Origin of the sequence: Bradyrhizobium sp. SUTN9-2 (assembly GCF_003122645.1) — a bacterium.
GTDB lineage: Bacteria > Pseudomonadota > Alphaproteobacteria > Rhizobiales > Xanthobacteraceae > Bradyrhizobium > Bradyrhizobium yuanmingense.
Genome location: NZ_LAXE01000001.1, coordinates 4,168,747 through 4,183,228, shown reverse-complemented (window position 1 = coordinate 4,183,228; position 14,482 = coordinate 4,168,747). Strand labels below are relative to the sequence as shown.

Genomic DNA, 14,482 nt, shown 5'->3' with positions numbered 1-14,482 from the left:
GCCCTCACTTCGGCGCGATGCCGGCGAAATGCAGCACGCCGGCCACCACGATCACCATCGCCAGCGACAGCGGCAGGAACACCTTCCAGCCGAGGCGCATCAGTTGATCGTAGCGGTAGCGCGGCACGATCGCCTTCGCCATCGCGAACAGGAAGAACATGAAGAACAGCTTCAGCGAGAACCAGATGATCCCCGGCACCCAGTTGAAGGGCGGCAGGTCCACCGGCGGCAGCCAGCCTCCGAGGAACAGGATGGTCGCCAGCGCGCACATCGTGACGATTGCGACATACTCGCCGAGCATGAACAGGAGGTACGGCGTCGAACCGTACTCGACCATGAAGCCGGCGACGAGCTCGGATTCGGCTTCGACGAGGTCGAAGGGCGGACGGTTGGTTTCCGCCAGCGCCGAGACGTAGAACACCACGAACATCGGGAACAACGGCCAGACGTACCAATTCAGGATCGTCAGCTGCGGCAGCCCGATCAGGCTGGCGAGACCGCGCGCGTGCTGGGCCTCGACCACCGCCGTCAGGTTCAGCGTGCCGGCGCAGAGCAGCACCGTGATGATGACGAAGCCGATCGAGACTTCGTACGACACCATCTGCGCCGCCGAGCGCAGCGCGGCGAGGAAGGGGTATTTCGAGTTCGACGACCAGCCGGCCATGATGATGCCGTAGATCGACAGCGACGAGATCGCGAAGATGAAGAGGACGCCGACATTGATGTCGGCGATCACCCAGCCGAGATTGGTCGGGATCACGGCCCAGGCGGCGAGCGCGAGCACGCATGAGACCAAGGGAGCAAGAAGAAACACGCCCTTGTTGGCGCCGGCCGGGATGATCGGCTCCTTCAGCACGAACTTGAGCAGGTCGGCGAAGGATTGCAGCAGGCCCCACGGGCCGACGACGTTCGGGCCGCGCCGGATCTGCACCGCCGCCCAGATCTTGCGGTCGGCGAGCAGGATGTAGGCGATCGCGACCAGCAGGACGACGAGCACGAGGACGCTCTGCGCGACCATGATGATCAGCGGCCAGAGGAACCCGGTCCAGAATGCGCTTTCGAAGAATTGCATCAGATCACGCTCACTCCGCTGCGGTCAGCATCTGCCCGGAGGCGAGGCGCGAGCACTCCGCCATCACGGCGGACGCACGCGCGATTGGGTTGGTCAAATAGAAGTCCTCGACCAGAGGCTTGAACGGCGCCTTCTCGGGCGAGCCGCCCTTGCCCGCCAGCTTCTTGATCTGGTCGGCCGAGCCGGCCTCGATCTGGTCGAGATGGATGAAATGCGGCACGGCCTTGAACATCGCCTGGCGCAGCTGCGCAAGCGAGTCGTAGCCGAGCTTCTTGCCGAGCGCTTCCGACAGCGCGCGGATGATCGCCCAGTCCTCGCGGGCCTCGCCCGGCGGGAACGCGGCGCGGCCCGTCATCTGCACGCGGCCTTCGGTGTTGACGTAGATCGCGGACTTCTCGGTGTAGGCAGCCGCCGGCAGGATGACGTCGGCGCGGTGTGCGCCACGATCACCATGGGTGCCGATATAGACGACGAAGGTGCCGTCAGGCGCCTTGATCTCGTCGGCGCCGAGCAGGAACAGCAAGTCGAGCGTGCCGAAGGTCGTCATCTGCGCAGCATTGAGGCCGCCGCTGGTTGCGGCAAAGCCGATGTCGAGCGCGCCGACGCGCGAGGCGGTCTCGTGCAGCACGCCAAAACCGTTCCAGCCGTCCTTGACTGCGCCGACATCGAGCGCGAGCTTGGCGCTGGCGGCGAGAATGGCGGCGCCGTCGTGACGGGCGGCCGCGCCCGCACCGACCAGGATGATCGGTTTCTCAGCGTTCTTCAGCACGTCCATGAAGGAATGCTTGCCGGCCGCGAGCTCGGCCAGCGTCTCGGTACCGGCACCGAGATGGTCGTAATCATAGGTCAGGTCGGCCTTGGCACCGATCACGCCGACCTTGAAGCCGCCGGCACGCCAGCGCTTGCGGATGCGGGCGTTGAACACGGCCGCCTCTTTCCGCGGGTTCGCGCCGATGATGAGCAGCGCGTCGGCCTGCTCGACGCCGGCTAGCGTCGGATTGAAGATGTAGGAGCCGCGGCCGAGCGCGGGATCGAAGGCGTCGCCGCCCTGCACCGCCAGATTGCCCGAACCGTACTTGGCGAGCAGATCCTTCAGCGCGAACATCTCCTCGACGCCGGCGAGGTCGCCGGCGATCGCGCCGATGCGCTTGCCGTCGGTGCGCGCCGCCTTGGCGGCGATCGCCGCGAAGGCCTCGGTCCAGCTCGCGGCGCGCAGCTTGCCGGCTTCGCGGATGTAGGGCCGGTCGAGACGCTGGGTACGCAGGCCGTCGACGACGTGCCGGGTCTTGTCGGAGATCCACTCCTCGTTCACGGCCTCGTTGATGCGCGGCAGGATCCGCATCACCTCACGGCCGCGGGTGTCGACGCGGATCGCAGAGCCCAGACCGTCCATGACGTCGATCGACTGGGTCTTGCCGAGCTCCCAAGGGCGCGCCGCGAAGGCATAGGGTTTCGAGGTCAGCGCGCCGACCGGGCAGATGTCGACGAGGTTGCCTTGCAATTCGGACGTCAGCGCGTGCTCCAGATAGGTCGTGATCTCCATGTCCTCGCCGCGGCCGGTGGCGCCCATCTCAGGCGCGCCGGCGACTTCCGCCGAGAAGCGGACGCAGCGCGTACACTGGATGCAGCGGTTCATGGAGGTCTTGACCAGCGCGCCGAGATATTTGTCCTCGACCGCGCGCTTGTTCTCGGCGAAGCGGCTGGTGTCGACACCATAGCCCATCGCCTGGTCCTGCAGGTCGCACTCGCCGCCCTGGTCGCAGATCGGGCAGTCCAAGGGATGGTTGATCAGGAGGAATTCCATCACGCCTTCGCGTGCCTTCTTCACCATCGGCGAACGCGTCGAAATCTCCGGCGGCTCGCCCTTGGGGCCCGGACGGCAATCGCGCACGCCCCAGGCGCAGCTCGCGACCGGCTTCGGGCCGCCCTTCACCTCGACGAGGCACATCCGGCAATTGCCGGCGATCGACAGCCGCTCGTGATAGCAGAAGCGCGGAATCTCGGCGCCGGCCGCCTCGCACGCCTGAAGCAGCGTGTATTCGGCGGGGACATCGATCTCTTTGCCGTCGATGATGAGCTTGGTCATGTCTCTTACTCCGCCGCGACCATGTTCACGGGATCGCGGACGCCGATGTCGTCCACATCGGCCTTGTGCGAATATTGGTCGATGCGCGCTTCGATCTCGTGGCGGAAGTGCGTGATCAGGCCCTGGATCGGCCAGGCCGCGGCGTCGCCGAGCGCGCAGATGGTGTGGCCTTCGACCTGCTTGGTGACCTCGAGCAGCATGTCGATCTCGCGCTTGTGGGCACGGCCTTCGGCCATGCGGGTCAGCACGCGCCACATCCAGCCCGTACCCTCGCGGCACGGCGTGCACTGGCCGCAGCTCTCGTGCTTGTAGAAATAGGAGATGCGGGCGATCGCACGGATCAGGTCGGTCGACTTGTCCATCACGATCACCGCGGCGGTGCCGAGGCCCGAGCGCAGCTTGCTCAGGCTATCGAAATCCATCGGCGTGTCGATGATCTGTTCGGCCGGCACCATGCGCACCGACGAGCCGCCGGGGATCACGGCCTTGAGGTTGTCCCAGCCGCCGCGAATGCCGCCGCAATGCTTCTCGATCAGCTCGCGGAACGGGATGCCCATAGCCTCTTCGACGTTGCAGGGCCGCTCGACATGGCCGGAGATGCAGAACAGCTTGGTGCCGACATTGTTCGGGCGGCCGATGCCGGCGAACCACGCCGCGCCGCGGCGCAGGATATCGGGCGCAACGGCGATGGATTCGACGTTGTTGACGGTGGTCGGGCAGCCGAACAGACCGACATTCGCCGGGAACGGCGGCTTCAGCCGCGGCTGACCCTTCTTGCCCTCGAGGCTTTCGAGCAGCGCGGTCTCCTCGCCGCAGATATAGGCGCCGGCCCCGTGGGCGACGTAGAGGTCGAACGGCCAGCCGTTGAGATTGTCCTTGCCGATCAGCTTGGCCTCGTAGGCCTGGTCGATCGCGGCCTGAAGGCGCTCGCGCTCGCGGATGAACTCGCCGCGGACATAGATGTAGCAGGCATGCGCGTTCATCGCGAAGCTCGCGATCAGGCAGCCCTCGACCAACAGATGCGGATCATGCCGCATGATCTCGCGGTCCTTGCAGGTGCCGGGCTCGGATTCGTCGGCGTTGACGACGAGATAGCTGGGACGGCCGTCGGTCGATTCCTTCGGCATGAAGGACCACTTGAGACCGGTGGGGAAGCCGGCGCCGCCGCGGCCGCGCAGGCCCGAGGCCTTCATCTCGTTGATGATCCAGTCGCGGCCCTTGTCGATGATGTTCTTGGTGCCATCCCAGGCGCCGCGACGCCGCGCACCCTCGAGCCCCCAATCATGGAGGCCGTAGAGGTTCTTGAAGATGCGGTCCTTGTCCTCGAGCATATCAGTGCTTTCCGATCAACGAATGGACTGCTTGTAGGCAAGTCCGGCGGCGCAGACGGCGAAGAACAGCGCCCAGAGCAGACTGGTCTCCTGCGACGCGTTCATGAAGTAACGCTGCAGCAGGAACATGAAGGCAGCCGCAATCGCGGCGTGCATGGCGACGAAGCCCCATTTCTTCACGGCCGCGGTCCCTCCGGTTACGACGAGATCACGCATCAGGTGATCTCCTTGAGCGTGGTCGGTCCGGTCATCGGCGCCGAGAATTGGCGGCCGTTCTGCGGACCCGGCTTGGGCGGATTGCCCGAAGCGAAGCCATCGAGCACCTTGCCGAAGCTTTCCTTGGTCAGGTCCTCATAGGTGTCCTTGCCGATCAGCACCATCGGCGCGTTCACGCAGGCGCCCAGGCACTCCACCTCCTCCCAGCTGAAATTGCCGTCCTTGGAGAGATGGAAGGGCTCGTGATGGATGCGATGCTCGCAGACGTGGATCAGATCCTCGGCGCCGCGCAGCCGGCACGGGGTGGTGCCGCAGACCTGGACGTGAGCCTTCTTGCCGACGGGGGCGAGCTGGAACATGGTGTAGAAGGTCGCGACCTCCAGCACGCGGATATAGGGCATGTCGAGCATGTCGGCGATGACGCGGATCGCGGCTTCCGACACCCAGCCCTCGTTCTGCTCCTGCGCACGCCAGAGGATGGCGATGACGGCGGAGGCCTGGCGGCCTTCGGGATATTTCGCGATCTGCTGCCGGGCGAATGCGAGGTTCTCCTCCGTGAACGCAAAGCTCGCGGGTTGGACTTCCTTCGGTGCTAATCGGCGAACGGACATCTCTTCAATCTCTCACTGCATGCGGCGCGCGGACTTGGCATTCAGATTCTTGGCATTCAGATTTTTGGTATCCAGGTTCTTGGCGTTCATGGCCTCGATCCTGTCCTGCCAGAATGCGCTTGCGGTGCCGAAAACGTTGTAGCCGACGTGGGTCGAGACCTTGATGCGGTCGAGGATCGACAGCTCGGTCACGGTTTCCATGCGGTTGCTGCGCGGATCGAACACGATCAGCTTCAGCGGGGTCTGTTCGAGGATGAAGCGCGACACTGCGTGCGAGCGGTCGCTGCCGTGCTCCTCGCACATGATGACGCTGTCGGTCTGCAGCAGGCGGACGCCGCCCTTGATCGCCTCGATCTCGACGCCTTCGACGTCGAGCTTGATCAGGTACTTGCCGGTGGCCGCGACCTTGCCGTCCTCGATCAAATTGTCGAGCGCGATCACCGGCACCTCTTCGCCGCCCGCCGACTGATCGCCGGCGATGCTGAAGGCTTCGTGCTTGGTGCCCGACAGACGCGCGGTGCCGCGCGCCGCGCCGATGGCGCATTTCATGGTCTCGAAGCGGCCAGCGTTGATGCGGGCATTGTTGGCGAGCTTCGAATAGTTCTGGCCCGACGGCTCGATCGCGATCGCCTTGTGCGCGCCGAACGGCTTGCTCGAGACCAGCACCGACCAATAACCGTAATTGGCGCCGCAATCGAGCAGCGTGTAGTCGACGTCGATGGAATCGGCGAACAAGAGCTCGAGCTCGTCCTCGTAAATGTAGGAGCGGTTGAGCAGCTTGCTCCAATAGCCGTCGCCGTAAGGGAATTCGAACACCGCGTCGGGATTGAGCCTGATCGCGATGTTGCGCTCGGGCAGCGTCTTGCGCAGCAAATTCGCGCAGGCGATGTAGCCCATATGCGAGAAGTGCGAAGAGATCTTCGATCCCGTCACCAGCGCCAAGGCAGCCGTCCGCTCCCACAGGTTGGCCCCTTCAAGGGCCCCCGAGGCACGGTCAAACTGGATTGGCGCCTGCGCCATCACCGATCGACCTCTCCGAACACGATGTCGAGCGATCCTAGGATCGCCGAGACGTCGGCCAGCAGATGGCCGCGGCAGATGTGATCCATCGCCTGCAGATGCGCAAAGCCCGGCGCGCGGATCTTGCACTTGTAGGGCTTGTTGGTGCCGTCGGCGACGAGATAGACGCCGAACTCGCCCTTGGGCGCCTCGACCGCAGCGTAGACCTCGCCGGCCGGCACGTGAACGCCTTCGGTGTAGAGCTTGAAGTGGTGGATCAGCGCTTCCATCGAGCGCTTCATCTCGCCACGGCGCGGCGGCGCGACCTTGTTGTCTTCGACGACAACGGGGCCCTTACCGTCAGGCGCGTTCAGCTTCTGGATGCACTGTTTCATGATGCGCACGGACTGGCGCATCTCTTCCATGCGGATCAGGTAGCGGTCGTAGCAGTCGCCGTTCTTGCCGATCGGAATGTCGAAATCCATCTCGGCGTAGCACTCATAGGGCTGCGACTTGCGCAAGTCCCAGGCCGCGCCCGAGCCGCGCACCATCACACCCGAGAAACCCCATTCCCAGGCTTCCTTGAGCGGCACCACGCCGATGTCGACGTTGCGCTGCTTGAAGATGCGATTGGCGGTGAGCAGACGGTCGAGATCGTCGACGACCTTGAGGAACGGATCGCACCAGGCCTCGATGTCGTCGACCAGCTTCTGCGGCAGGTCCTGATGCACGCCGCCGATACGGAAATAGGCCGCATGCATGCGGCTGCCCGAGGCGCGCTCATAGAACACCATCAACTTCTCGCGCTCTTCGAAGCCCCACAGCGGCGGAGTCAGCGCGCCGACGTCCATCGCCTGCGTGGTGACGTTGAGCAGATGCGAGAGGATGCGGCCGATCTCGCAATAGAGCACGCGGATCAGCTGGCCGCGGCGCGGCACCTCGATGCCGAGCAGCTTTTCGGCGGCGAGGCAGAAGGCGTGCTCCTGATTCATCGGCGCGACGTAGTCGAGCCGGTCGAAATAAGGGATCGCCTGCAAGTACGTCTTCTGCTCGATCAGCTTCTCGGTGCCGCGGTGAAGCAGGCCGATATGCGGATCGACGCGCTCGACCACTTCGCCGTCCAGCTCCAGCACGAGGCGCAGCACGCCGTGCGCCGCAGGATGCTGCGGACCAAAGTTGATCGTGAAGTTACGAAGATTCTGCGGTTGCTCGTTCATGATCAGACCTTCGGCCCCGCTTTTTCATCGCCCGGAAGCACCGGATAGTCGGCACCTTCCCAAGGAGACAAAAAGTCGAACTTGCGGAATTCCTGGTTGAGCCGGACCGGCTCGTACACCACCCGCTTCTCCTGATCGTCGTAGCGGACCTCGACGAAGCCGGTGAGCGGGAAATCCTTGCGCAGCGGATGGCCCTCGAAGCCGTAGTCGGTGAGGATGCGGCGCATGTCGGGATGGCCGACGAAGAACACGCCGTAGAGGTCGTAGGCTTCGCGCTCGAACCAGTCGGCGCCCGGGAAGACGTCGATCAGCGAGGGCACCTGCGTGGTCTCGTCGGCTTGCGCCTTGAGCCGGATGCGCGCGTTCAAGGTCGGCGACAGGAAGTGATAGATGACGTCGAAGCGCTTCTCGCGATCCGGATAGTCCACCGCCGTGATGTCGGTGATGTTGACGAACCGGCAGTTCGGGTCATCGCGGAGGTACTTGACCACCTCGACGATCCTGGCGGCCTCGACGTCAACGGTGAGCTGGCTGAAGGCCACCGAGTGACCGGTCGCGGCGCCCGGAAGCGCGCTAACGATCGTCTGCCCCAGGGCGTCGAGCTTGGCGTCGTCCATGACGTAAAACCTTAGCGTTCGATGGTGCCGGTGCGCCGGATCTTCTTCTGCAGCAGCAGCACGCCGTAGAGCAGCGCCTCCGCCGTGGGCGGGCAGCCCGGCACGTAGATGTCGATCGGCACGATGCGGTCGCAGCCGCGCACGACCGAGTAGGAATAGTGATAGTAGCCGCCGCCATTGGCGCAGGAGCCCATCGAGATGACGTAGCGCGGCTCGGGCATCTGGTCGTAGACCTTGCGCAGCGCCGGCGCCATCTTGTTGGTCAGCGTTCCCGCCACGATCATCACGTCGGACTGACGCGGCGAGGCACGCGGGGCGAAGCCGAAGCGCTCGACGTCGTAGCGCGGCATCGAGACCTGCATCATCTCGACCGCGCAGCAGGCGAGACCGAAGGTCATCCACATCAACGAGCCGGTACGCGCCCAGGTGATGAGGTCGTCGGTCGCGGCCACGAAGAAGCCCTTGTCGGACAGCTCGGAATTGACCTCGAGGAAGAACGGATCATTGGCCCCGACCGACTTGCCGGTCGAAGGATCCAGAATGCCCTTCGGGGCCGGTGCGATCACCGGACCTGCGGACTGTGTAGACGGGTTCAATCCCATTCGAGGGCCCCTTTCTTCCATTCATAGGCGAACCCGACCGTCAGCACGGCGAGGAACACCACCATGGACCAGAAGCCGGTCGCGCCAAGCTTGCCGAACGCCACCGCCCAGGGAAACAGAAACGCCACCTCGAGATCGAAGATGATGAAGAGGATGGCGACAAGATAGAAGCGGACGTCGAACTTCATGCGGGCGTCGTCGAAGGCGTTGAAGCCGCACTCATAGGCCGACAGCTTTTCAGGATCCGGCTGCTGGAACGCCACGATGAACGGCGCGATCAGCAGCACGAGGCCGATCAGGCCCGCTACCCCTATAAAGACGACGAGTGGAAGATAGTTCTGCAGAATGCCGCTCATTGGCGAGCCCTTTTCCCGCAGCCTCGGGACAGCCACGGATTCGTCCGATTTGGAATTATTCTGAGCCTTAGCGCAGTGCACCAATGGGCGCAAGACACGCTCTTTTCGGGCCCTTTGCCGCCCCCAGAACGGTGAAAATCCCGGAATCACCCCGCGGCTGGTATGGAGCAGATCGCCCCACCCAGCAAGGGCTGCCACGGTCTCGCAGGTCAGCCGTTCTGAGATTGCGGCGCTCGGGCCGAGCCAGCTATTCGCTGCGCGCTAATCGACCGAATGCTCCGGTTTTTGGTGCGGCAGCGCAGCGCCGCAGGGGCAACTTCCCCCCGTTATCGCGGCGACCGATTTGCCGATCGGCGCGGCCAGGACACCCATGCTGGTGCGGCCGCCTCAGGTGCAGGAAAGACCTGTCCACAGCTCAGAGTAATCGGAGGAGCCATGCGTCATCACAGGACCGGGGCTCGTCCGGCGAATGTGCCCGCGATTGGCTCCAAGCCGGTCGCGGGCGCGGCGGCGACCTGCCGGTCGCTCGCGCCGCGCCCGGATGAGCTTTGGGCCGGGGGGCATGGCCCGCGAGCTCATCGTAACCGCAGATCAGCGGACGCCCAGGTGGAGCCGAGCGAACGTCACGATCGGTTGCGCTTCGTCCCAGAGCCTTCCGGCCCTGCCCTCGCCTGCCCTCACCATTTGTAGGAGACGCTGGCGGTGACGCGCCGACGGTCGCCGTAGAAGCAGGACGTGGCCGACGCACAGCTCGCGACGTAGATCTTGTCGGTCAGGTTGATCACGTTGAGCGCCGTCCGCCAGTTCTGCCATTCATAGTGGAGCGCGAGATCGCCGAGCACGACCGCGGGAACCTCGAGCGTGTTGGCGGTATCGGCCCAGGACGAGCCGATGTAACGTACGCCGCCGCCGAAGCCGAAGCCCGCGAGCGGTCCGTCCTTGAAGGTGTAGTCGGCCCAGCCGGACACCAGGAGTTCGGGCGTGTTGGTCGGCGTCTTGCCGACGAGCGTCGGATCGAGATCCTTGCTCACAAAGAGATTATAGGCCGTGAAGGCACCGATGAACTTCAGCTCCTTCGTGGCATTGGCCACCGCCTCGAGCTCGATGCCGCGCGAGGTCACCTCGCCAGTCTGGTTCTGCAGGAGCGGAACGCTGCCCGGCACCGTTGTCGGGACATTCTGACGGACAAGGTCGAACGCCGAAACGGTGAAATAGCCGTCGAATCCGACCGGCGCGACCTTCACGCCGATTTCGGCCTGCTTACCGGTCTCCGGCAGGAAAAGCTGGTTCGACGCATTAAGGCCGATGATTGGATTGTAGCTCGTTGAATAGGAGACGTAAGGCGAGATGCCGTTGTCGAAATTGTAGATCAACCCGGCGCGGCCGCTGAACCTGCTGTCGTCGCGGCTGGCGACGGTGGCGCCGGTGTCCCGGGCTTCCTGCGTCGTCTCGACCCAGTCATTGCGGCCGCTCAGCACCAGCGTGAAATTGCCGAGCTTCATCTGGTCCTGAACGTAAGTACCAGCCTGTTTCTGCGTGATGAGGAAGTTGCGGAACGGCGAGCCGGGTAGCGGAACCTCAGCTCCTCCGTAGGCCGGATTGAAGATGTTGATCGAGGGCACACCGAACCCGAAGGCCTGGTAATCGTCGATTTGATAGCCCCGCAGATCGACACCGAACAGCATCGTGTGCCTGACGGCGCCGGTGTTGAAACGATACTCCAGCTGGTTGTCGAGATTGGCCTGATTCGCGGTGTTTTTCGCATACCAGTTATAGCGGCCCATCGTCGCCGTGTTGATGTTGTCCCAGCCGTTGCCGACATAGCCGCGATAGGTGATGTCGACATGCGCAAAGCGCGCGTTCTGACGGAACGTCACATCGTCGGTGAGATGACGCTCGAACTGGTAGCCGAGCATCTCCTGCTCGCGCGTGAACTTATCGACACTGGGATCGCCGACGAAGAAGCTGGTCGGGATCTTGCCGAACGGCGCGCTGGTCACCGTGCCCTGATAGGGCAGGAAGTTGATGCCGCGGGTATCCTGCTTCGAGGCCGACGCCAGCACCGTGAAGGTCGTGTCGGCATCGGGCTTCCACGTGACCGACGGCGCGATGAAGTAGTTGTTGTCAGGTGTGAAGTTGACCTGCGTACCGCCGTTCTGGACCTGGCCGACCACGCGCGCGAACAGCTTGCCGTTATCAGGACTGGTCGCAACCGGACCGCCCATGTCGAAGCTGACATAGGCGTTGCCGAAGTTGTTGACGCCGGTCTCGATGTAACGGATCGGTTCGGCCGGCGGCATCTTGCTGATGACGTTGACGATGCCGCTCGGGCTCGATCCGCCATACAGCACCGCCGACGGACCGCGCAGCACCTCGACACGCTCCATGTTGGGCGTCTGCAGCTTCCAGCTCGCATAGGACGTGTAGAACAGCTGCATGCCGTCGAGGAACAGCCCAATGTCCTCGGACTTGAAGCCGCGGATCAGCCACCAATCGTTGCGCGTGTCCGTACCGAAAGTCCCTGCCCGCACGCCGGCGGTGTAGCGCAGAACCTCGTCGAGCTTGTTCGGCTTCTGGTCGCGGATCTGCTCGGCACCGATGACGGACACCGCCTGCGGCGTCTCCATGATCGGCGTGTTGGTCTTGGTGCCCGACGAGCTGCGGCCGGCGACATAGCCATTCACCGGCCCGCGCGGCGTCTCGACGAAGCCGACGTCGCGCCGTGGCTGCGGCCTGTTCGAGGCAGGGGTCTGCGCCGAGATCCGCGTCGCGCGGCGCTGAGGCGTCGCCGCGGTGCGGCGGCGCGCTTCCGGCGCCGTGACCGTCACCGGCGGAATGTTCTGCGCGCCACTCTGCGCGGAAGATTGTGCAAGCGATGCCTGAGGCATCAAAACCCAAGCGGATGCGGTCGCCAACACGGCCGACCGCAGCATTCCAAGACTGTTCAACGCGCCACCCCAAAGCTGCATGCTCGATGCGTCATGCCGCCTGTCCCCGGAACGGCATGCGCTCGCGATGACGCTTATGTGAGGGCGCGGGAATTCCCTAATTGAATGCTTCTTAGAAGGACTCTTAGAAATGCTCTAATATTTCCGTATGTTGCTGCAACATCAGCGGGCTTCGGCGGCGATCACCGAAAGACGATCAGGCGGCCAAACGGCGCCCCAGACCAGCCCAGCGCGGCCGTCCGAATGAAACTTGCCGGCCGGGCGAGATGAAACCATTTTGCGGAACCCGCGAAACCATCCGGAAACATACGGCGCTTAGAAGATGAGCCCGTAGACGACGGCAAAGCCCGTCGGGAGGCTCAGATGAACCACTCAATTCATTCTGCTGATCGTGCGACCCACCTGAAGATCGTGGTGGTGGCGCTGGTGGCCGGCATTGCCGTGGCCGGCTTCGGGATTGCGGCCCGCACCCATGCCGATTACAGCCAGACCGCCCAGTCCACCCAGGTCATCAAGGCCGGCAAGCCGGTGGTGGTGACCAGCGCGGGCACGTCCGAGATTCGCTGAACAACCGAAAAGGTCCGGTTTGATACCAAACGGCCGCCTTCGGGCGGCCTTTTCGTTCGGTTTCACCCATGCGACGGCGCCGCGGGGATGTTGCCTCCGCCAGGCGCGAGAGGAGCGCAAGAAGATGCCCGCCGGGCACGGCGGGCATCCGTCTTCGAGATCACTCTACCAGGTATAGCGAAGGCCGGCCTGAGTACCCGCGATCGAGGTTCCGAATCCGCCAACCCCAGGCAGCAGGGGGTCCGGCAAGGTGATGCTGCTGCCATGAACTTCGAGGTAGGACGACAGCTGCGGCGTCCAGAGCACGTTGACCTTTGCGGAACCGCGAAGACCATTAGTACCGATCACGCCGGCCGCAACGGGGACCGCACCTCCAACGGCGCCGGCGCCGCTCGCGTCGACGATCCTGTAGTACTGACCCGAGATCGACGGCTGGATCTTAAAGCCCAGCCAGTCCGTCTCGAAGCCGGCGCGCATGCCACCGTGAAATTCGGTTGAATCGCCCGTCTTGCTGCCGAAATTGGCGGTATAGCTCTCCGAATAGGTTACGCCGACCGTGGGCTCGAACCACACGGTGTAGGGGAAGTCGAACCGGTATTGGCCGTTCCAGGTATAGGCGATGCCGGTGCCGTCCGCGGTCGCGGCAAGGGGAAGATTGGATGTGGTGCGAGTCCAGCTCGCGAGCGCGGTGAAGTCAGTCGAGAAACCGCCGTTGAGATAGGAAAGGGTGCCGGAAGTCGATGGAATTGAACCGTCGGTCGTCAGTCCGCCGTTCGTGAAGGTGTGCGCCCACGAGTGCGAACCAGTCCCGATGAAGGTCAGCGCGTCGGTTGCAGTGAAGATACCGATCTTGGTCACATCAACTGCGCCGGTCACCGTCGCAACGCTGACCTGGACCCCGCTCGATTGCGCACTGTCGCCACTGCCGACGAGGTTCGCGCCGTAAAGCCAGGTCGCCGGGGACGGCGCTGCAAGTGCCGGAGCCTTGGCGTAGGCCAGGGCACCGAACGGATTGCTGACACCGCTTGCGGCGAACGGATCACGACGGTCGAAATCCGACTCCTCGCCGCTGAAGCGCAGCATTCCAGGAGGAGCAACGACCCTGCGATGCTGAATCTGGTCGCGGACGTTCTGGATGATGTTCTGAACGGTGTTGTTGATGACTTGCTGCGGAACATTGACCTCCTGTGCGGAGACCGGTCGCGTCGCAAACAGACTAAGCAAAAAAGGTACGGCCACGGCAAAGCCGCGGCGGAAAATTCCTGCCCTCATGGTATTCGATCAGCCCCCTGCTGGTTCAGCCCCGAGCCTTGGCGGGAGGTAAATTCCCGCAAGCTTCAGGCGCCGAATTTATTTGCAAAGCACCCGCGGCGTCTTCCCCTGATTGGCTGAATTGGGGGTTCGGCTCCATCAAGCGCGCCCAGCTGATGCTCATTTGCAACACTTTCCCAGGCCGCGCTGCACGCCGAGCAACACTCCCGGATACGAGAAGCAACCCAACGCAGGGGTCGCGCCGATATCCCTCTACTCCACCGTCGAGCGGTTTCGCTTCTTCGTGGCCCCACGTTGCGTTGCCGCCTGGTTCAGCTCCGGACTTTTCTTAGGCTTGCCTGCTTCCCGTGCCCGGATGTGCCGTCGCACGTCCTCTCGAACGTTCTGGATGATCGAGTCGCGTGACGACTCGGCCGGATCATTGCAGCGGGCCACGCTGCACAAAGCGACGAGCAGCGGCAGGGCCAGAATTGGCGCACGGGCGAACTTGACTGTCCTGGTCATCCGCAGTCTCCGAAGATGTCGCCGGCCTCGGCCGCCTGCGCCATCAACACCAGCGCAGCGCGACTGGTTTCACCGCTCGCTACG

14 protein-coding genes are annotated in these 14,482 nt (G+C 63.9%); 1 reads left to right on the top strand and 13 read right to left on the bottom strand.

The annotated features are described in order from the left end of the window. Positions 1-4: 4 nt before the first annotated feature. From nuoH to XF30_RS19405, 11 genes are all read right to left on the bottom strand, one after another. Positions 5-1,072, bottom strand: coding sequence for an NADH-quinone oxidoreductase subunit NuoH (gene nuoH, locus XF30_RS19455; protein ID WP_109143582.1), 1,068 nt, complete (start codon positions 1,070-1,072; stop codon positions 5-7). A gap of 10 nt (positions 1,073-1,082) precedes the next feature. Further along, a complete protein-coding gene (gene nuoG, locus XF30_RS19450) occupies positions 1,083-3,158 on the bottom strand; it encodes an NADH-quinone oxidoreductase subunit NuoG (RefSeq protein WP_109143581.1) in 2,076 nt (691 codons plus the stop codon). 5 nt (positions 3,159-3,163) lie between these two features. Then, complete coding sequence (nuoF, locus tag XF30_RS19445; RefSeq protein ID WP_036025343.1) at positions 3,164-4,489, bottom strand: NADH-quinone oxidoreductase subunit NuoF; 1,326 nt, start codon at positions 4,487-4,489, stop codon at positions 3,164-3,166. Between the two features lie 15 nt (positions 4,490-4,504). Then, complete coding sequence (locus tag XF30_RS19440) at positions 4,505-4,705, bottom strand: hypothetical protein (protein ID WP_050991808.1); 201 nt, start codon at positions 4,703-4,705, stop codon at positions 4,505-4,507. Continuing rightward, the gene (gene nuoE / locus XF30_RS19435) at positions 4,705-5,316 is read right to left on the bottom strand and encodes an NADH-quinone oxidoreductase subunit NuoE (RefSeq protein ID WP_036025344.1); all 612 of its coding nucleotides are present in this window, start codon (positions 5,314-5,316) and stop codon (positions 4,705-4,707) included. Before nuoE ends, XF30_RS19440 begins: the two co-directional genes overlap by 1 nt. 12 nt (positions 5,317-5,328) lie before the next feature. After that, the gene (locus tag XF30_RS19430; RefSeq protein ID WP_225147168.1) at positions 5,329-6,336 is read right to left on the bottom strand and encodes an FkbM family methyltransferase; all 1,008 of its coding nucleotides are present in this window, start codon (positions 6,334-6,336) and stop codon (positions 5,329-5,331) included. Further along, the gene (locus tag XF30_RS19425; protein WP_036010192.1) at positions 6,336-7,532 is read right to left on the bottom strand and encodes an NADH-quinone oxidoreductase subunit D; all 1,197 of its coding nucleotides are present in this window, start codon (positions 7,530-7,532) and stop codon (positions 6,336-6,338) included. The genes XF30_RS19430 and XF30_RS19425 overlap by 1 nt, the downstream gene beginning before the upstream one ends. A gap of 2 nt (positions 7,533-7,534) precedes the next feature. Beyond that, positions 7,535-8,149, bottom strand: coding sequence for an NADH-quinone oxidoreductase subunit C (locus XF30_RS19420; RefSeq protein ID WP_109143579.1), 615 nt, complete (start codon positions 8,147-8,149; stop codon positions 7,535-7,537). An 11-nt stretch (positions 8,150-8,160) separates the two neighbouring features. Then, positions 8,161-8,751 (bottom strand): NuoB/complex I 20 kDa subunit family protein, encoded by a 591-nt coding sequence (locus tag XF30_RS19415; RefSeq protein WP_502696130.1) that lies wholly within the window; start codon positions 8,749-8,751, stop codon positions 8,161-8,163. After that, positions 8,742-9,107: an NADH-quinone oxidoreductase subunit A gene (locus XF30_RS19410; RefSeq protein WP_008136158.1), complete on the bottom strand. Its 366-nt coding sequence runs from the start codon at positions 9,105-9,107 to the stop codon at positions 8,742-8,744. Before XF30_RS19410 ends, XF30_RS19415 begins: the two co-directional genes overlap by 10 nt. 677 nt (positions 9,108-9,784) lie before the next feature. After that, positions 9,785-12,040, bottom strand: a complete 2,256-nt coding sequence (locus XF30_RS19405) for a TonB-dependent siderophore receptor (RefSeq protein WP_192893190.1) — start codon at positions 12,038-12,040, stop codon at positions 9,785-9,787. A gap of 378 nt (positions 12,041-12,418) precedes the next feature. Between XF30_RS19405 and XF30_RS19400 the strand changes: the two genes are divergently transcribed. After that, on the top strand, positions 12,419-12,622 hold the full coding sequence (locus tag XF30_RS19400; protein ID WP_036010204.1) for a hypothetical protein: 204 nt from the start codon (positions 12,419-12,421) through the stop codon (positions 12,620-12,622). Between the two features lie 165 nt (positions 12,623-12,787). Here XF30_RS19400 and XF30_RS19395 read toward each other — a convergent pair whose 3' ends face one another. Together XF30_RS19395 and XF30_RS19390 are read right to left on the bottom strand one after the other, a co-directional pair. After that, positions 12,788-13,894 (bottom strand): autotransporter domain-containing protein, encoded by a 1,107-nt coding sequence (locus tag XF30_RS19395; protein ID WP_146207728.1) that lies wholly within the window; start codon positions 13,892-13,894, stop codon positions 12,788-12,790. 252 nt (positions 13,895-14,146) lie between these two features. After that, on the bottom strand, positions 14,147-14,398 hold the full coding sequence (locus XF30_RS19390) for a hypothetical protein (RefSeq protein ID WP_036039028.1): 252 nt from the start codon (positions 14,396-14,398) through the stop codon (positions 14,147-14,149). Positions 14,399-14,482 lie beyond the last annotated feature (84 nt).